This is a genomic window from Sphingomonas oligophenolica, assembly GCF_039522915.1.
GTDB lineage: Bacteria > Pseudomonadota > Alphaproteobacteria > Sphingomonadales > Sphingomonadaceae > Sphingomonas > Sphingomonas oligophenolica.
This window is the reverse complement of the sequence record NZ_BAAAEH010000005.1, coordinates 301,350-321,804: the sequence shown is the minus strand read 5'-3', so window position 1 is coordinate 321,804 and position 20,455 is coordinate 301,350. Positions and strand designations below refer to the sequence as shown.

The window sequence follows — 20,455 nt, the reverse complement described above, 5'->3', positions numbered from 1 at the left end:
CCAAAATCGTCATGCCGGACTTGTTCCGGCATCCACTGAGCCAGCGCGCCGAACAACGGAAACGTAGAGAATGTGGCGCGGTAGATCCCGGAACAAGTCCGGGATAACGGTAGAATATCGAGATAGCGCGATCGTTCCTTAACCAACGCCTATGGGGTCTGCCCGTGGCCGCCTGATCCGTCCGCGTGATGCGCCGGGACACGAGCCGAGTCGTTCCCTGTTCTTCGGCGGTAACAGGGAAGAAAACAGGGAAAAACTTTTTTCGAGCCTTTATCGGACGTCCGATTGATATATTATCATTAATTATCAAATGTTTATGCGCACTTTCCCTGTTACTCGGGAACAGGGAATATCCGCGCGGAACAGCGAAAGCCGAGCAGCGATAACAGGGAACGAGTCCGCCGGAACAGGGAAGCTCGATTTGACGGCTGATCACCGGACGAGTCAGGGGTGCGATCTTTCATCGAACGGTCGATGGCATGATCGGGCATTGTCTTGAATCGCGCATGCGATTCCGGCCTCAGCTCCGCCCGATCAGCCGCTTCGCGATCATGTCCGCCACATCCGACGCCGGCGCGCCGGTGCGGTCGCTCTCGTCCCACACCTCGACCAGCCGCTCCGGGATACGCGCTATGCGGGCCTCGACCTCGGCGCGATCGCCATGGCCGAGATATTCGAGGCCGACATTGATGATGCCGCCCGCGTTGATGACATAATCGGGGGCGTAGAGGATGCCGCGCGCCGCGAGCCTTGCTCCGTCCGCCTGAGTCGCGAGCTGGTTGTTGGCGCCCCCAGCCACTACCGTCGTCCTGAGCGCGGCGATCGATTCGGCGGTCAGGATCGCGCCGAGCGCATTGGGGCTGACGATATCGGCCTCGATGCCGAGGATCGCATCGGCGGCGACGGTCTCGGCGCCGAGCTCCGCCGCCAGTTCAATCGCCTTGCCGGCATTCACATCGGCCAGGGTCAGCCGCGCGCCGTCCTTCGCGAGCAACCGCGCGAGTCCGCCGCCGACGCTGCCCACGCCCTGGATCGCGACATGCACGCCCTTCATCGAATCGGCGGAAAGGCCCCGCTTCGCGGCTGCCTTGACCCCGAGATACACACCCATCGCGGTATAGGGCCCAGGATCGCCGCCGGCGCTGCCCGCGGACACCGGCAGACCGGAGACATGGCGAGTCATCGTGGCGATGGTCTTCATGCTCGCTTCGGACATGCCGACATCCTCGGCGGTCACATAGCGGCCGCCGAGCGACTCGACAGCGCGGCCGAATGCCTCGAGCTGCGGCACGGTGATCGCATCGCCCTGCTTCGCCGCCAGCACGACGCCCTTGCCGCCGCCCATCGGCAGCCCCGCCATCGCATTCTTGAAGCTCATCCCGCGCGACAGGCGCAACGCGTCAGTGATAGCACCGTCGCTGTCGGCATAATGCCAGAATCGCACACCGCCGGCGGCGGGCCCGAGCGCCGTCGAATGCACCGCGATCACCGCTTGAAGTCCGGAGGCCGGATCAGTGAAGAGATGGACGCCCTCATGGTCGTCGAAATCGGGGAAACCCCAGCCGGTGGTCACGGAAAAATTCCTGGCTGAAAAAATGGGGCGACCGACGGGACTTGAACCCGCAACATCCGGCATCACAAGCCGACGCTCTAACCAATTGAACTACGATCGCCGCAGAGCGGGTGCCCCTAGCGGGGTGCGGGTGCCATCGTCAAGATTCGTGTCGGATCGCGAACGGGCAAGTGGGCAGGTGCCGGACCGGATCGGGCGTCCACCTTCAATTGATCGTCACCCCGGACTCGTTCCGGCGCTCGGGCTTTGGCTTTCCGCCGGAAAGCCAAGATTGTGTCCGGGGAACACAATCTCGCTCGAACGCACCGTGCCGCATACCAGAAGCCGATGAAGCTTGCTGAGCAGTCGATGCCGGAACAAGTCCGGCAAGACGGATAGGGAGTTTCAAAACTTCCCCTCGATCGCCAGCATATAGCCCTTCGCGGTCGCCTGAAAGCCCGCGAGCGCGAGCTTCTGGATCTCGGCCGGGTCGGTTGGCTGGACGGTCAGCTCAGCACGGAAACGACCCGTGCCCCACAATCGCAGCGCAATATTATCGGTGCCCGCCTGGCTGACCAACGGCAAGAGCAGCGCGCCCGCATCGCACCGCGCGTTGCCGCTCATGCCCTGGCCGAGATTGATACCGGCGAGATCGCCCGACAGAGTCGCGCGCACCCGCCCTTCGGCTTTGTCGCAATTGCCGTCCTGGAACCGGATGCTGACATCGTCGAGATCGAGCGCCGAAACCGGCACCGGCGCGAACACCGTGCCGGCGGGCAGGGTCGCGGTCATATCATCGACGCCAAAGCTGTGCCGGCTGACGCTGATCGCGCCCTGGAATAGGCGCGCCGCGCCGACACCCTGCCCCGCCAGGCCGATTCGCGCGCGACCGACGAGAAGCTGGAACGGCGACAGGCCGGCGTGAAGATCACCAAGCGCAACGCCTCCAAAACTCGCTTCGCGCAGTGTTCCGGACCAGATGCTGCCCCTCACCTCGCGCGCGGCCAGTCCCGTATTGCCCAGATCGAACCAGCCCATGGCAAGCCGAAGCGGCAGCAGCGCGATCAGCGCGAGCACGAAGATAGCGCCGAAAATGGCGACCGGACCAGTGGTGAGGCGAATGCGGCTCATTGGCCTCGCGCCTTGAGCGTCATCTGCGCCGAGACTGTCTTGTCGCCATTGTCCGTGGTGACGAGCGACTCGACCAGTATCCCAGCCGTTTCGAGTTGCGCAATCCAGCCGAGCAAGGCGCCCGGCCGCGCGGTCGCAATCGAGATCTGCACCCGGTTCGGCCCATCCGCGGTGACGCTCGCCAGCGCAAAACCCGCCTCGTTGGCGCGGTCACGGATGACCGAGTCGAGCGGCGCGGCGATCGGTGCGACATTGTGTTGCTGGAGCGCGTTCACTGTCTTCACCCGCGCCTGAGTCTCGGCGAGGCGTATCACGGCGTCCGCGTAGCGCTCGCGCGCGCCCGACAGGCCGTCGGAGACAGGGCGGATGATCGCGGCCCAGATCAGGGTCAGGACGAGAAGCACCGCCATCACGACCAGCATCCGCCTCTCACGAAGCGAGCGCTCGGCGAACCAGAGGCGAAACCGTCCGATCATCGCGCCGTCACCGTCAGCATGGCGGCAAAGCGCCCGGCGCCGGGTGCAATCTGGCTGCGCTGCACCGTAAAGCCATAGGCTTCGATCCTGGACTGCAGATCAGTGATTCGCCCCTCACTCTCTGCAGAGACGGTCGCCCGCAACGCGCCGGTCTGATCGAAGGCGATCGTCTGGATCTCGGCGCCCGGCACGGACCGGACCGCAGCATATACCGCCGCCACGGTCGAACTGAAGCCGGCGCCGCCGCCGCGCAGGCCGGCCAGGCGTGCATCGAGCTGACGCTCGGCATCGTTGACGGTTTCGCCGTGCGGCAGGCCCTGCCGGGCAACCATGTCCGCCTGCCGTTCGAGTGAATCGGCAGCGAAGCTGTATTTCGTGATCTGGACGAGGCTGATCAGCAGGGTGACGCCGAGAATGGCGACCATCAGCCAGCCAAGCCGCCTGACCAGCCCCCAGTCGATCGCCGCACGGCGGCGCCGCGCGAAAGGCCCCTGGCGGAGGTCGAGCGCCGGCGCCGCGACGCTTGCCACGATCGCGGCTTCGAGCTCCTCGCGACCAAGCACCGCTGGCGCGACGCCACCGGTGATCAGCTCGGTCAGCCGCGCTTCATCGGCAAAGCCGCTGGTGGGCCCGCGCACGACGCCCTCGCCACCGAGATCGGCCCGCCAATAACCACTCTCCGGGCGCGGCAGCAGCATCGGCGCCGGCACCAGGGCGGCCGGATCGACGCCATTGGCGGCAAGCAGCATCAGCCAGGCCTGCATCTGCGCTGCTGACACGACACCGATGGGCCGCTCGGCATGACCATCCTCACGCCCGACCGCGACATGGAGTTCGGCGATCGGCGCGGCGCTGGCATCGGCAACGAGCAACCGCGCCGCCGTCACCGCCTGGGCGACCGAACGGTCGGGCAGCTCTGCCCAATGCAACGTCACTGCCTCGGCCGGAACCACCACGACCGGCTCGGCCTCCGAATCGCCGATCTCGGGAAAGCCCTCTCCCCATGCCGCGACGGCGCCCTCGGCGATCTGCAGCCAACGCCACGACACCGCACCGGCCGGCAGGAAAAGGACGAGCATGCCGCTCAACCAGGTTCACCCCATTGCCGCGACGCGAGCCGCGCGGGCAGGATGCTGGCGTCGATCAGCCCATGCTGCTCGAGCTCGGTCCCGCCGAGCGCCACATCGACATTCAGCGAGAACCAGGTCGTCGTCACCGCAGTCTGCGCCTGGGCATCGCCCGACGTCATCGCACTCAACGCCGGCGTCGCCCAGAAGGCGGCGACGGTCGCGTAGCCCTGGGGCGGCCGCCGCAGCAGCGCTTGCCGCGCGCCCTCGACCGTCAACGTGTCGGGCAGCAGCATCGCGAGCAGGGGCGCCTGTTCGGGAAGCAACGTGTTCACATTGATCTTCGAGGGTTTGGCGATGGGCAAGGCACAGATCCAGGGACGAAGCTTCGCGTAGATCGCCGGCGTCACCCCGGCAACTGCGCGCAGCTCGCTTGGGTCGCCCATCAATGTATTGGCGGTACGATAAGGCGTCGCCTGGCCGCCATAGCTGCCATCCTCGGCACCGAGATCGATCGCATTGCTGTCGGTGTCGATCCAGTCCGAGGTCGCGGCAGCGATCGAGTCGGCGGAAGCGCTCGGCCCGCCGACCAGCCGGATCAGCCGAGCGAATTCCAGGCGGGCCGGGGTGTAGGCGGCGTAAAGCGCCGGTGCGGTCTCGACGACCAGGCTGTTGAGGTTGAAGCAATTGCCCCCGTCGGTGATCCTCGCGGTGGCGACACCGCCCGGCACCGGCAGCGGGATCGGCCGGTCGCTCCATCCGCCCGCCAAGGTCACCCGCGCGCTGTTGGTTTTCAGCAGATCGCTCACCTTGGTCAGCGCGAGCGTCTCGGCCGCGTAGGAATAGGCACGTGCCTGGTCCATCGCGACTGCGTTGCCGCCGAGCCGGGTCGAGAGCCGCAATTTTTCGAGCGCGGTGCCGGCGAGGATCGCGATCAGCGCCACGAGCAGCAGCACCGTCAGCAGCGCCACGCCGCGTTCCGAGGTCCGGTCAGTGCGGCGCATTGGCGACCTCGGGCTTCATATAGCTGGTGCCGACCAGGAAGAGCTGCCTGAACTCGACGCCATCATCCCGCACGAGGCGCATCTCCATCGCCTGGGGAAGTGCTGCGAGCGGCGTGTCCTGCCAGGTGTCGCTCCACGCCCCGTTCAAACGATAGCGCAGCGTAACCTGGCGAACATGGCTCAGCATCGCGGCGGGCGGCAGCGGCTGGGCGCCATCGAGCATCGGATAGGCGACCCGTTCAAGCACCCCTCCCGTCAGCCGATATTCGACCTTCTGCTCGCTCGGCCTGGGCGCCGCGTCGAGATTGCTCCACCCCCCGCGCACGAAGCGGACCATCGGCGTCATCCCCGATCCGCTCTCCCCCACAAAGGCAGGCAGCAGATCGCCCGCATCGTTCCGCGTCCGCCGCGTTACCGCCTGGGCGAGATCGGCCGACAGTGCTGAAGAAAGCCGGTTGAGTGCCTGATCGTCATCCAGCTTCGCCGCCGTCACGCCCTGCGCGCGGACGCTGAAGGAGAGCAACGCCACGCCGGCCGCCGCGAGCAGGCCGAAGATCATCAGCGAGATCATCACCTCGATCAGGGTGAAGCCGGAGTCTCGCCTCATGACGCGGCACCGCCCACCGTCGCTGCGCGAACGACCGTCAAATGCCCCTGCCGGCTCCCGGCCGAATCCATCACCTCGACATCGATCCGCACGATCCGCATATCGCCGGTCGGCTGCGTGGTGCGCGTCCAGTTCCACGACCGGCCGCCATTTTGCTCGACGCCTTTCGCGACACCGAGCGTCGGCGTCCGTGCATCGGTCATCGCCTCGATCGCGACGTTGCGGGCGACCATCTGCGCGGTCAGCGTCGAATCGAGGATCGATGCCCCCCGGATCGTCGCACCTTCCATCCGGATCAGCGCCAGCGCGGCGAGGCTGAACACGGCGAGCGCGACCATCATTTCAATCAGGGTAAAGCCGCGCGTGCGCATCTCAGGCGCCGACCTTCACGCCGCCATCGGCTCCGACATGCACCATCACCGCTTCAGTGTCGCGGGTCAGCCGCACGTCCAGCGGGCGATCGGCAAAGCCGGTCGAATCGAACATCACGCGGTCGCGGCCACCGCCATTCGCCACCGCGGCGCTGGTTCCCCTGCCCCAGCTCGTCACCTCGAACGGTTTCTCGCCAATCGCCGCCCAGGCGCCCTGCCGGCGCTGGTCGAAGCCATAGCCGCCCGCCGACACCCAGACGCTCACCGGCCGCGCATCGACGATCGCTACCTGCTGCGCAGCGCGCGCGCGCGCCGCGAAGCGCGTCGCCTCGTCGAGCAGACGCCCGCGCGGGTCAGGCAATGCCCACACGACCATCGCCGTCGCCAGCCCGATGATCATGATGACGATCATCAGCTCGATCAGCGTGAAGCCGTGTTCGGCGGAACGCCCGCGCGCGTGGGCGCTATTGCCAGCTGGTGATATCGGCATCGGCCCCTTCGCCGCCTTCCTTGTTGTCGGCGCCGAGCGTCCAGATGTCGGTTTCGCCATGCTGGCCGGGCGACGCATAGAGATAGGGGCGCCCCCACGGATCCTTGGGCAGCCGCTTGATATAGCCGCCGCGCTGATATTTGGCCGGATCGGCGCCGGCGGGTGCCGAGACCAGCGCCTCGAGGCCCTGCGCAGTAGTGGGATAGCTGTCGTTGGAGAGCTTGTACGCGTCGAGCGCGCCCTCGATCGTGGCGATATCGCTCCTGGCGGCGGTGACCTTCGCCTTCTCGCCATAGGGGATGACGTTGATGGCGACGATCGTCGCGAGAATCCCGAGGATGACGATCACCACCATCAGCTCGATCAGGGTGAAACCCTCTTCCTGGCGGCGTTTGCGGTTGGAAAACCTGGTACGGGTACGCATCTTGAACCTCATTGGCCGGCAAGCGTGGTAAGCTGCAGGATCGGCAGCAGGATCGATAGCACGATCGTCGCGACGATGCCGCCCATCAGCACGATGATCGCAGGTTCGAGCAGCGACAGCGCGGTCGCGGTGAAGCGATCGAACTCGCGCTCGAGATATTCAGCCGCGCGTTCGAGCATCTCGTCGAGATGCCCCGCACTCTCGCCCGACGCGGCGAGATAGGTCAGCAAGGGCGGAAAGACGCCGGTGCGCCGCATCGCAGCCGACAGGCTGCCGCCGCCGCGGATCGATTCGGCGATCTCGTCAGAGGCGAGGCGCAGCCGGCGATTGTGGATCGTGCCCGCGGTCAATGTCAGGCCTTCGAGCAAGGGCAGCCGGCTCGCCACCATGGTCGCGAGGGTGCGCGCGATCCGCGCTGCGTGGAGATCGCGCAACAGACGCCCGAGCAGTGGCAGCTTCAATATCCAGCTATCGAATCCGAGCCTGATCCCCGGATCCTTGAGCGCACGCCAGGCCACGAAGCCAAGCAACCCGATCCCGAGCAGCACCGCCCACCAATAGCCTACCAGAAATGCCGACAGGCCGATCACGATCCGGGTCAGCAGCGGCAATTGCTGGCCGACCGTATCGAACTGCTCGACGATCTGGGGCACGACGAACATCATCAACGCGGTCACCACACCCATCGCGACGACAGCGAGAACGGTCGGATAGGCAAGCGTGGTGACGATCTTGGCGTTGATCTCGGCCTGGCGCTCGAGCAGCACCGAAAGCCGCTCGAGGATCACCGGCAGCGACCCCGACCGTTCGCCCGCCGACACCATCGCGCGATAGAGCGGCGGGAAGCTCTTCGGCTCCCGCCCCATCGCCTCGGCGAGACGGCGGCCCTCGACCACGCCTGCATGGACCGAGGCGACGATCGCGCGGACATTCTCCTGCTCGGTCTGCCGGGTGATCGTCCGCAGCGACTCTTCGAGCGGAGACACCCGGTTGAGTGTCGCGAGCTGGCGGGTAAACAGCGAGAGCTGCTTCGAATTCATCTTCCGCCGGCCGAAGCGAAGATCGGAAAGCAGGGCCTTGCCGCGCGGCGCCGGTCCCGAGCCCGGCTCGACCTTCACGACATAGAGCCGCCGCCGGTCGAGCAGCGCACGCGCATCGTCGATCGATGGCGCCGCGACATGGCCACGCGTCTCGCGGCCCTTGGTGTCGATCGCCAGATAGTCGAAATCAGCCATCGACCGACGGTTCCGGCACCAGAGGCGCCTCGATATCAGCCATATCGCGCCGCGAGACGCGGACCGCTTCCTCGGGTGTGGTCAGGCCGTCACGGACAAGCTGGCGCGCGGCCGAACCCAGATTGGGCGAATGCAGAAAGGCATGGCGCGCGATGATCGCTTCGTCGCCGCCGTCATTGATGAGCCGCCGGATCGTCTCGTCGATGCGGATCGCTTCGAACACGCCGATCCTGCCCTTGAAGCCGGTGCCGTTGCATTCGGCACACCCCACCGCCTCGAACACGACCGTACCTTCGTCGAAACCGAGCAGCGACGAAACCGACCCCTGGGCCTGGACCGGCCGCCGGCATTCGGGGCAGAGCCGTCGCACCAGTCGCTGCGCGATCACCGCGCGGAGCGTAGAGGCGAGCAGGAAGGGCTCGACCTTCATATCGCGCATCCGGGTGATCGCGCCGACTGCGTCATTGGTATGGACAGTCGACAGCACGAGATGCCCGGTCAGCGAGGCCTGGACCGCGATCTCGGCAGTCTCGCGATCGCGGATTTCGCCGACCATCACCACGTCCGGATCCTGGCGGAGGATCGCGCGCAGCCCGGCGGCGAAGGTCAGGCCGACCTTGGGATTGACCTGGGTCTGGCCGACACCCTCCATCGCATATTCGACCGGGTCCTCGACCGTCAGAATGTTGCGGCTGCCGTCGTTGAGGAGACGCAGCGCAGCGTAGAGAGTCGTGGTCTTGCCCGAGCCGGTCGGGCCGGTCACGAGGATGATCCCGTTGGGCTCCGACAGAGCACTCTTCAGCATCGTATTGATCGCCGGCGTCATCCCGAGCACGTCGAGCGTGATGCCGGCATTCTCCTTGTCGAGGATGCGCAGCACCACCCGCTCGCCTGCCCGGCTCGGCAAGGTCGAGACACGCACATCGAGCAGCTTGCCGCCAAGTGTCAGCCCGATCCGCCCGTCCTGCGGCACGCGCCGCTCGGCGATGTCGAGGCGCGCCATCACCTTGATGCGGCTGACCACCACGGGCGCGACATGCGGCGGCATGCGCAGCGTCTCGCGGAGCACGCCGTCGATCCGCATCCTGACGACGAGGCCAGTCTCATAGGGCTCGATATGAATGTCCGACACGCCGTTGCGCGCTGCGTCCGCGATGATTCCATTGATCAGCCGGATCGCGGGGGCGTCGTCGGCGGTGTCGAGCAGGTCGTCAGCGGTGGGCAGGTCGCCAGCGAGCAGGTCGAGTTCATCACCTAGGCCCAATGTCCCCGCCGCGACCGCCGCGGCCTGGCCGTCCATCGCATAGCGATCGGAGAGCAGACGGTCGAAATCCTCGGGACTGACGAAGGTAACGTCGAAGGGTCGGGCGAGATGGCGGCGGAGTTCGAGCAGGACCTTGGGGTCGGAACCCTCGCGCATTGCTACGGAGAAGTGGCTATTCTGACCCGTATCGAGCGCAACTCCAAAGCGCCGGGCGAAGGCATAAGGAATAGCAACAAGCCCCTCCCCTTGAGGGAAGGGGCTCTGCGATGCGGTCATGGCCTCGCCACCAATCTCCATCACTGATCCCTCTTGGGCCGGATCACACTCGTCGAATTGCGCATCACCGGCACCGCGACTCTGGGGTCATCGATTCCGCCCGGCGCGCCGGTCGGCGGCAGCGGGGCCGCGGCGCCGAAATAATCGCGTACCAGCTCGTCGATGCTTGGCTCCTCGTCGGGCCGCTGTCCGGCCTGTTGCAGGCGCAGATAGCCATAACGCTGCTCGGTCACCTTGCGGGCATCCTCGGCGCTGCGCAGGATGGTCGGGCGGATGAAGATCATCAAATTGGTCTTGGTGCGCTGCTTCGCCTTGGATCGGAACAGCGCGCCGACTCCAGGCAGATCGCCGAGCAGCGGCACCTTCTCGATCGTCCGCCTCTCATCGTCGCTGAGCAATCCGCCGATCACGGCGATCTGCCCGTCATCGACGGTCAGCGTCGTCTCGACCTCGCGCTTGTTGAGGATCAGGTCGCTATTGTCGCTCGACACCGGCCCCGCGATCGAGCTGACCTGCTGGTGGAGGAACAGCTTGATCGTCCCGCTCGAATTGATCTGCGGCTTTACCTCGAGCTGGATGCCGACATTCTCGCGCTGCGTGGTGCGGAAGGCATTGTCGAAATTGCTGCTCAGCGCCTGACCGGTGGTGACCGGCACCTCCTGCCCGACCAGGATTCGCGCCGCCTGATTGTCGAGCGTGGTCAGCGAGGGCGCCTGGAGCAGGTTGGACGTGGTGTCGGACTTCACTGCGTTGATGATCGTCCCGAAGATCGCATCCTTGCCGATATTGAACGCACCGCCACCGAACCCGCCCGACGCGCCGAGGATCGAGCTGATCGCTGACTGCGCAAGCGTATCGCTGATCGCGTTGTTGGTGGTGGTGACGGTGGTGGTGCCGTTGACCGTGGTGGTGGTCGTCGCCAGTTTCCGCGCCCCGATCGCGCCCGCGATCGTCAGCAGATTGGGTGCCGAATTGCTGTAGCTGGTGGCGAAGGTCGGCACCCCGCTGCCGGGCAGGCCGGCGAGCAGGAACTGAACGCCGAGCTTGCTCGCGGTCGCATCGGATACCTCGGCGACGATCGCCTCGACCAGCACCTGTTCGCGCCGCGTATCGAGCTGGCGCACGACCTCGGCGAGCTGGCGCTGCACCTCGGCCGGCGCGGCGATCACGATCGCATTCGCACCGGCAAAGCGAGTCACGACCGACGCGGTGCGTCCGCCCTCGGCAGTGACCGCCGGCTGGCCGGTTCCCGATGTCGGCGACGACGTCGCGACCGGCTGCGGCGCTGCCTGCGCCATGCTATTCGTCTGGGTGTCGTTGCCGGTGCCGCCGAAATTCGACTTGGAGAGTGCCTGGGTCGGCGCCGGCTGAGTCGGTGTCTGGCCGACGAGCTGCTGGAGCACCGGCAGAAGCTGCTCGGCATCGGCATTTTCGAGGAAGATCACCTTGATCTCGGTGCCGTTCTTCGCCCGGCGGTCGAGGTCTTCGGCCACCGCGGCGAGGCGCGCCACCGAGGAGGGATCGCCGCGCAAGGCGACTGAGTTGGAGCTGGTGATCGCCACCACGCTGACGCCCTGGCCGGCCGCCGGCCCCTGCCCGCCTCCAGCCCCGCCTTGCCCGGCCAGCGCCTGAAGCGCCGTCGCGATCTCGCGCGCGCCCGCATTCTTCAGTGCGATCACCCGGGTCGAGGCATTGTCGGTGTCGATCCGGCGCAGCACTTCGCGCACGCGCCGGATATTGTCGGCGAAGTCGACGATCACGAGCGAATTGCCGCCGCGATTGGCGGTGACCGACCCTTGAGCGCTGACCAGCGGCCGCACCGTATCGAGCGCCGAGGCGGCGTCGATCGAGCGCAGCCTGACGATCTCGGTGACGAAGCTGTTGCGCGCGGCGCCACTCGACCCGACCCGGCCGGGCTGCGAGGCGGCATTGTCGGTCGGCTGGATCCGGAACGCGCCGTTCGACGTCGGCACCGCGACCAGGCCATTGGCGCGCAAGGTCGAGAGAAACACTTCGAAATATTCGGATTGCGACAGCGGCCGGTCCGTGACGACCGTCACCTTCCCCTGCACGCGCGCGTCGATGATGAAGGTCCGCCCCGTCACCCGCGCCGCATCGGCGATGAAGGCCCGGATATCGGCATCGCGGACGTTCATCGTCGTCTGGGCGGTAAGCGGGCCGGCAATCGCGAGAGCCAACGCGGACGCGAGAATCAGTTTCTTCATTGGCCCGCAATCGTGATCGTGAGGGATAGGGTCTGGTTGCCGCGCTCGACCGTGACGGGCACGCTGCCGCCCTTGCCGACCGAGGCGCCAAGCTGCTCGAAATCGCCCTGGCCGGTGACCGGGCGCCCGCCGATCGCAGTGATAACATCACCTTCGCGCAAGCCAGCCGCGCGGAACGCCGCCCCCGACCCGATCGGCCTGACGGTGAGTCCGCTCACCCGCCCGCCATCGACGCGCGGGATGAAGCCGATATCAGTGCGGAACTGCGCCGGGTTCATGCCCTTGCCGATCCCACCTTTATCGACTGGCAGCGGCGGGGGCCCGAGCAAGGACGGGCTTGCCGCGGGAATCGGCGCAACCGGTGTGACCGCGCCGCTCTGGTCGATGAACAGATCCTCGGCGGCGCCCCCGCGATCGATCGTGACATGATCGAACGCGACTGCCTTCAACTTCACGCCGGGGCTGATCTCGTCGCCGACCGCATAGCTCGTCTGGACGCCGTCGGGGCCGGCGATGATCGCCGATCCACCCCCGGTCGCATCGTTGGTCCGCGTGCCGAACAAGGTGAGCTGGAGCGAGGTCACCACTGCCGGCTTCCCATCGCCGCCGCTCAGCCGAAAAAAGGGATCGAAGCCCTGAAGCATCGCAGTCGGTGAGCCACCAAAGCCGGGCTGGACCGGTTGCCAGGGGCCGAGCGGGCCGACCGGCGTCACCAATACCCAGAAGAGACGGGCACATTGTATGGCGAGCCCCGCCAGCAACAGCAGTTCGAGCGCTGAATAGACATTGGTGCGGGGCAGCCGCCGCAACAGATCACGTGCCCGCGCATCCAGAACCAAACGCATGCGCAAAAAATCCCTGACCCGCCCTATCGCTAGGTAGCGATTGTTACAGTCGTACGTCGCGGATGTGAACCAAATGCGTCGTTGTTGAGGCAGCGAGCGCCAGGTGCCTGTTCGGACTGGAAAATGCGCGCTCGCTTTGGCACCATTGCTGCGATGACTGATGCCGCTCTGATCGAAGCCGCCCCGACACTCGGCTCCGGCCATCCGTCCGAAGCCGTCGTAGCGCGCCTCGCCGCCCAGCCGGGCATCCAGCGGGTGCCGAGCCCCAAGCTGACTCTCTTCCTCCGGCGCGGCTTCCTCGATTCCGCAACCTGCGCCGCGGTGATCGCGCGAATCGATGCGCAGCGCCGCCCCTCGACCATCTCCGATCCGAATGGCGATGCCGCCTTCCGCACCAGCGAAACCTGCGATCTCGACAGCAACGATCCCGTCGTCGCTGAGGTCGAGGCGATGATCACCGGCTTTACCGGGCTCGATCCGGTGCATGGCGAGCCGATGCAGGGCCAGCGCTACGCCGTCGGCCAGGAGTTCAAGGGCCATACCGACTATTTCGAGCCGGCGGGCGTTGATTATGAACGCTATTGCGGGGTCGCAGGCAATCGCACCTGGACGGTGATGATCTATCTCAACGAGCCCGAGGCGGGCGGCGCCACCCGCTTCAAGACGATCGACAAGATCGTCCAGCCCGAAACCGGCAAGCTGCTCGCCTGGAACAATCGCCGGCCCGACGGCAGCCTCAACCCAGCCACGATCCATCAGGGCATGAAGGTCAGGTCGGGGGTGAAATACGTCATCACCAAATGGTTTCGCGAACGGCCCTGGGGCTGGGCCTGACCGCCTCGCGCGGCCTGGCGAAACGCCGTCGCGACTCAAGCGCTGATTCGCCTGTTGCCGATTTACCCCAGTCCGGCACCAGTTCACCGACGCGCGCGAACCCGATTTCCTACACCGTTGATAATAGGGGATTCCATCTTTCCTGATTCACGCAACCGACATGGAACTGTAACACAAGCTTCGCGTGCCTGTCATTTACCGCCCCTATCGCAGCCCTCGCCGACACTGATTCTCGGCTCAAGGGGATTTTACACATGCGCTATCAACCAGGCTTCCGCCTGCAGCTGCTGCTGGGCGGCGCGCTGCTGGCAACCACGATTTCGCCAGCGTTCGCCAAAGGCATTGCAGCTGAGGAGCCTGCCAAGGCAGCTGACGACAAGGCCGCCGCTGCAACCGCCACCGCTGACGAGGGCAAGCCAGCCGACACAGCCGAGGCCGGGCAGATGGCCGATGTCGTCGTCAGCGCGACCAAGCGCGACACGAACCTGCAGAAGACGCCGATCGCGATCGCGGTCGTCAGCGCTCAAATCATCACCGATCGGCATGTTCAGAGCCTGATGGATCTCGCAGACGGGGCGGTGCCATCGCTGCGCGTCGCCACTTTCGAGGCACGCCAGTCGGCGCTGACCGTCGGTATCCGCGGCATCGTGCCGTTCGACGCCAACCAGACCGCGCGGGACCAGGGCGTCGGCGTTTACATCGATGGCGTCTATCTCGGCCGCCAGCAGGGCCTCAACGCCGCGTTGTTCGATGTGGAGCGCGTCGAAGTACTGCGCGGCCCCCAGGGCACGCTGTTCGGCCGCAATACCGAAGGCGGCGCACTGAGCATCGTCACAAAGGGGCCGACCGGCGAATTCGGCGGCCGGGCATCGGCCAGCGTCGGCAATTTCGGCAGCTATGACGGCCAGTTGCATCTCAACCTGCCGGCCTTCGCCAATATCGCGGTCAAGCTCGACGGCGTGATCCAGCACCAGGATCCGACCGTCAAGGATCCGCTCGCCGGCTCAATCGGCTGGAACGCCTATCATCGCGTCGGCGGGCGCATCGCGGCTCGGTGGACGCCCTTCGATGGTTTCACCGCGGACGTCTCCTTCGACAAGGCGAAGGACGAGAACACGCCGTTCTACAGCCAGCTGATCAACTATAATCCGCTGGGTAAGCCGGCTGGCTCCATCGCGATATTGCCGGCGCTGGTCGGCGTCCACCCGGATCGGCAGTCGGTGGCCGACGTCGGCGTGCCGCAACAGTACAGCGTGGACGAGACCGAGGGTGTGGCAGCCTCGCTCAAGTACAAAGTCATGCCAGAGCTCGAATTGCGCTCGATCACCGCGTGGCGCAAGGTCGGCACCAATCAGTGGGACAATTCCGGCGGCCCGGAGCGCGTGCCGTTCTCACCTAACGGCAAGTTCAGCCGCTACAGTCTGTCCGATCTCTACCAGAGCCAGTTCAGCCAGGAATTTCAGGCAGTCGGCAGCATTCCGCAGCTCGACTATACGGCGGGGCTTTATTACTTCACCGAGCAGGCTCGGGAATCCGCGGCCACGCCATCCACCAACCAGTGGAACGCGGACGGCACTGCCTACACCATCCTTCCCTCGCAGGTGTTCGGGCCAATCACCTCCTCCAACCAGGGTTGGGATTATAATTCCCGGTTCCTGCAACGCGCCAGCTATGCCAAGGCGCGGAGCTATTCGGCCTATGGCCAGTTCACCTACACGCCCGACTTCGCTCCTGTCCTGCACCTGACCGTCGGTGGCCGCTACACGAAGGACAAGCGCAACGGCCTGCTCTACATCGTTCAGGGCAAGCCGACCGCCTTCACCTTCAATTTCGACAAGGGCCGTTTCGACCCGATGGTCACGCTTGCGTTCGATGCGGCGCCCGGCATCAATCTCTATGCCAAATACGCCACCGGCTATCGCGCCGGCGGCGCCAATGACCGGTCGCAGACCTTCACCGCCTTCGCTCCGGAATCGGTCAAATCCTATGAGCTTGGCGCGAAGATGGAGTTCCTCGATCGCAAGGTTCGCCTGAACCTCGCCGGGTACATCATGGATCGCTCCGGCACGCAGACCGATTTCGACAATGTCGATACCAACCCGCAGAGCCCGACCTTCAATCTTCACACTGAGGAAACGCGCAATGCCCCGGGCATTTCGAAGATCCGCGGCGTTGAAGTGGAGTTGACGGCCATGCCGATCGACCATCTGACTCTGGGGGCGTCCTACGCCTATACCTCGGTCAAGATCCCGCCCACGGCTAACCCGTTCCTCCCGGGCAATCCGCTGTTTCAGGTGTTTGCCGTGTACACCCCGCCCAACGCCGCGTCGGGCTATGTCGACTATGAGGTTCCGGTCGGCGGCGGAGATTCAAAGGTTCGCCTCCACCTCGACGCCAATTATGCCGATGCCGCCTACAGCTTCCAGGCAGAGAATGTCCTGACTGACTCGAGCTTCATCGTGAACGGCCGCATTGCGCTGGCCGACGTCACCATGAACAGCATCGGCACCAAGGCGACCTTCTCGATCTGGGCTCGCAACCTGCTGGACGAATCGCATATCTATCGTCGCTCGAATGCCAACAACGCTGTGCTCGGCAGCTATGCCAACTTCAACACACCGCGGACCTTCGGCGGCGAAGTCTCGATCAAGTTCTGATCCCGGACGGCGACCGCCTTCAGGCAGCGGTCGCCGCTCCTGTCATGCCCCAAACTCCCCGATCCGCGCGGCAGCGTGCGGGTCGGGGATTTTTTTTTGCGGAGACAATTCCACGTGCCCGCGACCAAAGCCATTCGCGGGCCGATCGAATCTTGTGGTTTCAAGACCGTCATGGTCCAGCATGAGTCGATTCGAACAGGGAGGCGCCCCGATGAACCCGTTTCCAGCCGACATCTTCACCGAACCGACTGACGTCGATCCCGACACGCTCGCCAATCTCGGCCCGCTCCGGCGGTTGGCGGGGAGCTGGGAGGCTGAAAAGGGTGTCGACCTTAATCCGAAAGCCGAGGGCCCCGAGCGGCGCGTCTTCCGGGAGCGAATCGATTTCGAGCCGATCGACCCGCAGGCCAATGGCCCGCAGCTTTTCTACGGCCTGCGCTATCACATCCACATCAACACGCCCGAGGAGGATATCACCTTCCACGACCAGGTCGGCTATTGGTTGTGGGAGCCCGCGACCGGCCTCGTTCTCCAGACCGTCGCAATCCCGCGCGGGCAGGTGGCGATCGCGTCCGGGCAGGCATCGCCCGATGCCCCGAACCTGGTGCTGACGGCGACGCGGGGGCAGACTGAATATGGCATCTGCTCGACCGCGTTTCTCGAATATGCCTTTCGCACCGACTCCTACAGGATCGAGATCATCTTCAATCCCGACGGCTCCTGGAGCTATGTCACTGATACGGTCCTGACGGTGCACGGCCGCACCGAGCCCTTCATGCACCGTGATCGGAACACATTGCACAAGGTGGCTGAGCCCCAGCCCAATCCGCTGGCGCGCATCCTGGCCGCGCGGAAGACCGACGCCGGCCCGGCTTGAAAATGGTGGGCGCGGCAAGGATTGAACTTGCGACCCCACCCGTGTGAAGGGTGTGCTCTACCACTGAGCTACGCGCCCGCAGCGACTTCCCGTTCAATCGAATGGCGATCGATCGGGGCGCCAACGGAATAGGGCGGCGTCGCCGCCGCCCCATCTGGTTTTGCCTTAAGACAGGCGAGCGCAGCTTGTCCAGCCCTGCCCACCCGTTCGGGCCTGTTTCAGTTGACCGAGTCCTTCAGGCCCTTGCCTGCCTTGAACTTGGGCTGCGACGATGCCTTGATCGTCATTGGCTCGCCGGTGCGCGGATTGCGGCCCGTCGATGCCTTGCGCTTGCTGACCGAAAAAGTGCCGAAGCCGACAAGCCGGACCTCGTCGCCCTTTTTGAGCGCACCGGAAATCGCATCGAACACCGCCTCGACCGCCTTGCTGGCGTCGCCCTTGCTCAATCCGGATGCGTCGGCGACCGATCCGATCAGTTCCTGCTTGTTCATGCCTGGAGAACCCCCGTCTTGAAATGGTACACAAAATGAGTCGCGGCACAAAGCCGGTGGTACAGTAAGACGGCTTGAAACGGGGCTGTCAAAACAAAACGACGTAATAGTGCAACAGAAGCTGCGCTAACGCGCCGTTGTTGATTAATGATGCAGTTCCCCACCAATCGGCGCAACCCCTGCCGGGGGCTGGGCGGCCAGATCGTCAGCCTCGGTCCAGTCGATCGCGGTGAGCGGCCCGGTCAGCGCCAGCCGCAGCACTTCATCGACATGGGCGACCGGAATGATCGTCAGCCCCTCGCGGACATTGGCGGGGATCTCCGCCAGGTCCTTCTCGTTTTCGGCCGGGATCAGCACCGTGGTGATGCCGCCGCGGAGCGCTGCGAGCAGCTTCTCCTTCAGACCGCCGATCGGCAGCACCCGACCGCGCAACGTCACCTCGCCGGTCATCGCAATGTCACGCCGCACCGGGACGCCAGTCAGCGTCGAAACGATGGCGGTGACGATGCCGATGCCGGCCGACGGCCCGTCCTTGGGCACCGCACCCTCGGGCAGATGGATATGGATATCCTTGCGCGAGAAGATACTCGGCTTGATGCCATAGCTCGGCGACCGGGCCTTGATGAAGCTGAAGGCAGTCTCGATCGATTCCTTCATCACATCGCCGAGCTTGCCGGTCACCTTGGCCACGCCGCGGCCGGGCACGGTGACGCTCTCGATCGTCAGCAGCTCGCCGCCCACTTCGGTCCAGGCAAGACCGGTGACCGCACCGACCTGGTTTTCCTCTTCGCCCAGGCCATGGCGATATTTCCGCACGCCCGCGAACTCGGCGAGATTGTCGGGCGTGACCGTCACGCTCGTCACCTTGCCTTCGAGGATCTGGCGAAGCGCCTTGCGCGCGAGCTTGGCGATCTCGCGCTCGAGGGTACGAACGCCGGCTTCACGCGTGTAATACTGGATCAGCGCGCGCAGGCCCTCGGGGGTAAGGGTGAACTCGCCCTCCTTCAGCCCATGCGCCTCGATCTGCTTGGCAATGAGGTGCCGCGTCGCGATCTCGACCTTCTCGTCCTCGGTATAGCCTTCGAGGCGGATGATCTCCATCCGGTCGAGCAGCGCCTGGGGCAGGTTCAGCGTGTTCGCGGTCGTCACGAACATGATGTCGCTGAGATCGAGATCGATCTCGAGATAATGGTCCTGGAACTTGGAATTCTGTTCCGGATCAAGCACTTCGAGCAATGCCGAGGCAGGGTCGCCGCGGAAATCCTGACCGAGCTTGTCGATCTCGTCGAGCAGGAACAGCGGGTTCGAGCTGCCGGCCTTTTTGAGATTGGTGACGATCTTGCCCGGCAGCGAACCGATATAGGTCCGCCTGTGGCCACGGATCTCGGCTTCGTCACGCACGCCGCCGAGCGACTGGCGCACGAACTCGCGGCCGGTCGCCTTGGCGATCGACTTGCCGAGCGAGGTCTTGCCGACGCCGGGAGGGCCGACGAGGCACAGGATCGGCCCCTTCAGCTTGTTGGTGCGCGCCTGGACCGCGAGATATTCGACGATCCGGTCCTTCACCTTCTCGAGCGCATAATGATCCTCGTCGAGGATCGCCTGGGCGGCGGAGATGTCCTTCTTGATCTTCGACTTCTTGCCCCATGGCAGCCCGAGCAGCACGTCGAGATAATTGCGCACGACCGTCGCTTCGGCCGACATCGGCGCCATCGTCTTCAGCTTCTTGAGCTCGCCGGTCGCCTTGGCGCGGGCTTCCTTGGAGAGCTTCAGGGTCGCGATCTTCTGGGTCAGCTCGGCGATCTCGTCGCCCTCGCCTTCCTCGCCCTCATTGCCGAGCTCGCGCTGGATCGCCTTCAACTGCTCGTTGAGATAATATTCGCGCTGGGTCTTCTCCATCTGGCGCTTGACCCGGCTCTTGATCTTCTTCTCGACCTGCAGGACACCGAGCTCGCCCTCCATGAAGGCGAACGCCATTTCGAGCCGGCGTGCCGGATCGACTTCGACCAGCAGCGCCTGCTTGTCGGCGACCTTGACGGAGATGTTCGACGCGACCGCATCGGCAAGCCGCGAGGCCTCCTCGATCTCGCCGAGCTGCACCGCGGTCTCGGCGGGGAGCTTGCGGTTGAGCTTTGCATAATTCTCGAACTGGTCGACGACCGAACGCATCAGTGCGGAGACCTCGGTTCCGGTGGCCTCCTTCTCCTCGACCGGCAGCACGGTCGCGGCGAGATAGGTGTCAGTGATCGACAGCGCGTCAAGCGCGGCGCGCATCTTGCCCTCGACCAGCACGCGAACCGTGCCGTCAGGCAGCTTCAGGAGCTGAAGCACGGTCGCGGTGACGCCGATATCGTAGAGATCCTCGCGATCGGGATCATCCTCGGCCGGATCGAGCTGGGCGACGAGGAAGATTTCCTTGTCGGCTGCCATGGCGGCTTCGAGCGCTGCGACCGACTTGTCGCGACCGACGAACAACGGCACGATCATGTGCGGGAAGACGACGATATCGCGAAGCGGCAGGACTGGGTAGGATTGGGTCATGGATACTCCGGGAGCGCCTGAACGCGGCGCAAGTTATCCCTTATATGGTGCAGGTAAGCGATCCATCAATCGCCCTGTGACGATTGAT

The 20,455-nt window shown here is 65.2% G+C and carries 18 protein-coding genes and 2 tRNA genes; 3 read left to right on the top strand and 17 right to left on the bottom strand.

Annotated features, from left to right (window positions below):
• Positions 1–520 precede the first annotated feature (520 nt).
• The 14 genes from ABD050_RS04060 to ABD050_RS03995 all read right to left on the bottom strand — a co-directional run bounded on the left by ABD050_RS04060 (position 521) and on the right by ABD050_RS03995 (position 12,967).
• Positions 521–1,573, bottom strand: coding sequence for a Glu/Leu/Phe/Val family dehydrogenase (locus ABD050_RS04060; RefSeq protein WP_343887908.1), 1,053 nt, complete (start codon positions 1,571–1,573; stop codon positions 521–523).
• A gap of 23 nt (positions 1,574–1,596) precedes the next feature.
• Positions 1,597–1,673 (bottom strand) — tRNA-His (locus tag ABD050_RS04055).
• 284 nt (positions 1,674–1,957) lie between these two features.
• Complete coding sequence (locus ABD050_RS04050) at positions 1,958–2,683, bottom strand: type II secretion system protein N (protein WP_343887907.1); 726 nt, start codon at positions 2,681–2,683, stop codon at positions 1,958–1,960.
• Complete coding sequence (gene gspM, locus ABD050_RS04045; RefSeq protein ID WP_343887906.1) at positions 2,680–3,159, bottom strand: type II secretion system protein GspM; 480 nt, start codon at positions 3,157–3,159, stop codon at positions 2,680–2,682. The genes ABD050_RS04050 and gspM overlap by 4 nt, the downstream gene beginning before the upstream one ends.
• Positions 3,156–4,238, bottom strand: a complete 1,083-nt coding sequence (gspL, locus tag ABD050_RS04040; protein ID WP_343887905.1) for a type II secretion system protein GspL — start codon at positions 4,236–4,238, stop codon at positions 3,156–3,158. The genes gspM and gspL overlap by 4 nt, the downstream gene beginning before the upstream one ends.
• Positions 4,239–4,243: 5 nt before the next feature.
• Positions 4,244–5,230 carry a type II secretion system minor pseudopilin GspK gene (gene gspK, locus ABD050_RS04035; protein ID WP_343887904.1) on the bottom strand — a complete coding sequence of 329 codons (987 nt, stop codon included), beginning with the start codon at positions 5,228–5,230 and terminating at the stop codon, positions 4,244–4,246.
• Positions 5,217–5,837, bottom strand: coding sequence for a type II secretion system minor pseudopilin GspJ (gspJ, locus tag ABD050_RS04030; protein ID WP_343887903.1), 621 nt, complete (start codon positions 5,835–5,837; stop codon positions 5,217–5,219). The genes gspK and gspJ overlap by 14 nt, the downstream gene beginning before the upstream one ends.
• Complete coding sequence (gspI, locus tag ABD050_RS04025; protein WP_343887902.1) at positions 5,834–6,208, bottom strand: type II secretion system minor pseudopilin GspI; 375 nt, start codon at positions 6,206–6,208, stop codon at positions 5,834–5,836. Before gspI ends, gspJ begins: the two co-directional genes overlap by 4 nt.
• A 1-nt stretch (position 6,209) precedes the next feature.
• Positions 6,210–6,698 carry a GspH/FimT family pseudopilin gene (locus tag ABD050_RS04020; protein WP_343887901.1) on the bottom strand — a complete coding sequence of 163 codons (489 nt, stop codon included), beginning with the start codon at positions 6,696–6,698 and terminating at the stop codon, positions 6,210–6,212.
• A complete protein-coding gene (gene gspG, locus ABD050_RS04015; RefSeq protein WP_343887900.1) occupies positions 6,673–7,134 on the bottom strand; it encodes a type II secretion system major pseudopilin GspG in 462 nt (153 codons plus the stop codon). Before gspG ends, ABD050_RS04020 begins: the two co-directional genes overlap by 26 nt.
• On the bottom strand, positions 7,131–8,357 hold the full coding sequence (gene gspF / locus ABD050_RS04010) for a type II secretion system inner membrane protein GspF (protein WP_343887899.1): 1,227 nt from the start codon (positions 8,355–8,357) through the stop codon (positions 7,131–7,133). The genes gspG and gspF overlap by 4 nt, the downstream gene beginning before the upstream one ends.
• Positions 8,350–9,897 (bottom strand): GspE/PulE family protein, encoded by a 1,548-nt coding sequence (locus ABD050_RS04005; protein ID WP_343887897.1) that lies wholly within the window; start codon positions 9,895–9,897, stop codon positions 8,350–8,352. The genes gspF and ABD050_RS04005 overlap by 8 nt, the downstream gene beginning before the upstream one ends.
• Positions 9,898–9,917: 20 nt before the next feature.
• Entirely contained in the window at positions 9,918–12,122 is a 2,205-nt protein-coding gene (gene gspD / locus ABD050_RS04000) for a type II secretion system secretin GspD (protein WP_343887895.1), read from the bottom strand.
• The gene (locus tag ABD050_RS03995) at positions 12,119–12,967 is read right to left on the bottom strand and encodes a type II secretion system protein N (RefSeq protein ID WP_343887893.1); all 849 of its coding nucleotides are present in this window, start codon (positions 12,965–12,967) and stop codon (positions 12,119–12,121) included. The genes gspD and ABD050_RS03995 overlap by 4 nt, the downstream gene beginning before the upstream one ends.
• Before the next feature lie 153 nt (positions 12,968–13,120).
• On the opposite strand from ABD050_RS03995, the gene ABD050_RS03990 reads away from it, so the two are divergent.
• The 3 genes from ABD050_RS03990 to ABD050_RS03980 all read left to right on the top strand — a co-directional run bounded on the left by ABD050_RS03990 (position 13,121) and on the right by ABD050_RS03980 (position 17,335).
• Complete coding sequence (locus ABD050_RS03990) at positions 13,121–13,801, top strand: prolyl hydroxylase family protein (RefSeq protein ID WP_343887891.1); 681 nt, start codon at positions 13,121–13,123, stop codon at positions 13,799–13,801.
• A gap of 254 nt (positions 13,802–14,055) precedes the next feature.
• On the top strand, positions 14,056–16,458 hold the full coding sequence (locus tag ABD050_RS03985) for a TonB-dependent receptor (protein ID WP_343887889.1): 2,403 nt from the start codon (positions 14,056–14,058) through the stop codon (positions 16,456–16,458).
• Between the two features lie 211 nt (positions 16,459–16,669).
• Positions 16,670–17,335: an FABP family protein gene (locus tag ABD050_RS03980; protein WP_343887887.1), complete on the top strand. Its 666-nt coding sequence runs from the start codon at positions 16,670–16,672 to the stop codon at positions 17,333–17,335.
• A gap of 3 nt (positions 17,336–17,338) precedes the next feature.
• Here ABD050_RS03980 and ABD050_RS03975 read toward each other — a convergent pair.
• From ABD050_RS03975 to lon, 3 genes are all read right to left on the bottom strand, one after another.
• Positions 17,339–17,413: transfer RNA gene (locus ABD050_RS03975), tRNA-Val, on the bottom strand.
• A 140-nt stretch (positions 17,414–17,553) separates the two neighbouring features.
• Entirely contained in the window at positions 17,554–17,826 is a 273-nt protein-coding gene (locus ABD050_RS03970) for an HU family DNA-binding protein (protein ID WP_343887885.1), read from the bottom strand.
• Between the two features lie 144 nt (positions 17,827–17,970).
• Positions 17,971–20,367 (bottom strand): endopeptidase La, encoded by a 2,397-nt coding sequence (lon, locus tag ABD050_RS03965; protein ID WP_343887883.1) that lies wholly within the window; start codon positions 20,365–20,367, stop codon positions 17,971–17,973.
• Positions 20,368–20,455: the final 88 nt, after the last annotated feature.

Coding starts and splice junctions, on each gene's coding strand:
- gspG (WP_343887900.1), bottom strand. CDS start 7,134: ATGAGGTTCAAGATGCGTACCCGTACCAGGTTTTCCAACCGCAAACGC.
- ABD050_RS03990 (WP_343887891.1), top strand. CDS start 13,121: ATGACTGATGCCGCTCTGATCGAAGCCGCCCCGACACTCGGCTCCGGC.
- ABD050_RS03985 (WP_343887889.1), top strand. CDS start 14,056: ATGCGCTATCAACCAGGCTTCCGCCTGCAGCTGCTGCTGGGCGGCGCG.
- gspK (WP_343887904.1), bottom strand. CDS start 5,230: ATGCGCCGCACTGACCGGACCTCGGAACGCGGCGTGGCGCTGCTGACG.
- gspJ (WP_343887903.1), bottom strand. CDS start 5,837: ATGAGGCGAGACTCCGGCTTCACCCTGATCGAGGTGATGATCTCGCTG.
- ABD050_RS03995 (WP_343887893.1), bottom strand. CDS start 12,967: ATGCGTTTGGTTCTGGATGCGCGGGCACGTGATCTGTTGCGGCGGCTG.
- ABD050_RS04005 (WP_343887897.1), bottom strand. CDS start 9,897: ATGACCGCATCGCAGAGCCCCTTCCCTCAAGGGGAGGGGCTTGTTGCT.
- ABD050_RS04020 (WP_343887901.1), bottom strand. CDS start 6,698: ATGCCGATATCACCAGCTGGCAATAGCGCCCACGCGCGCGGGCGTTCC.
- gspF (WP_343887899.1), bottom strand. CDS start 8,357: ATGGCTGATTTCGACTATCTGGCGATCGACACCAAGGGCCGCGAGACG.
- gspL (WP_343887905.1), bottom strand. CDS start 4,238: ATGCTCGTCCTTTTCCTGCCGGCCGGTGCGGTGTCGTGGCGTTGGCTG.
- gspI (WP_343887902.1), bottom strand. CDS start 6,208: ATGCGCACGCGCGGCTTTACCCTGATTGAAATGATGGTCGCGCTCGCC.
- gspD (WP_343887895.1), bottom strand. CDS start 12,122: ATGAAGAAACTGATTCTCGCGTCCGCGTTGGCTCTCGCGATTGCCGGC.
- ABD050_RS04050 (WP_343887907.1), bottom strand. CDS start 2,683: ATGAGCCGCATTCGCCTCACCACTGGTCCGGTCGCCATTTTCGGCGCT.
- ABD050_RS03980 (WP_343887887.1), top strand. CDS start 16,670: ATGAACCCGTTTCCAGCCGACATCTTCACCGAACCGACTGACGTCGAT.
- gspM (WP_343887906.1), bottom strand. CDS start 3,159: ATGATCGGACGGTTTCGCCTCTGGTTCGCCGAGCGCTCGCTTCGTGAG.
- lon (WP_343887883.1), bottom strand. CDS start 20,367: ATGACCCAATCCTACCCAGTCCTGCCGCTTCGCGATATCGTCGTCTTC.
- ABD050_RS03970 (WP_343887885.1), bottom strand. CDS start 17,826: ATGAACAAGCAGGAACTGATCGGATCGGTCGCCGACGCATCCGGATTG.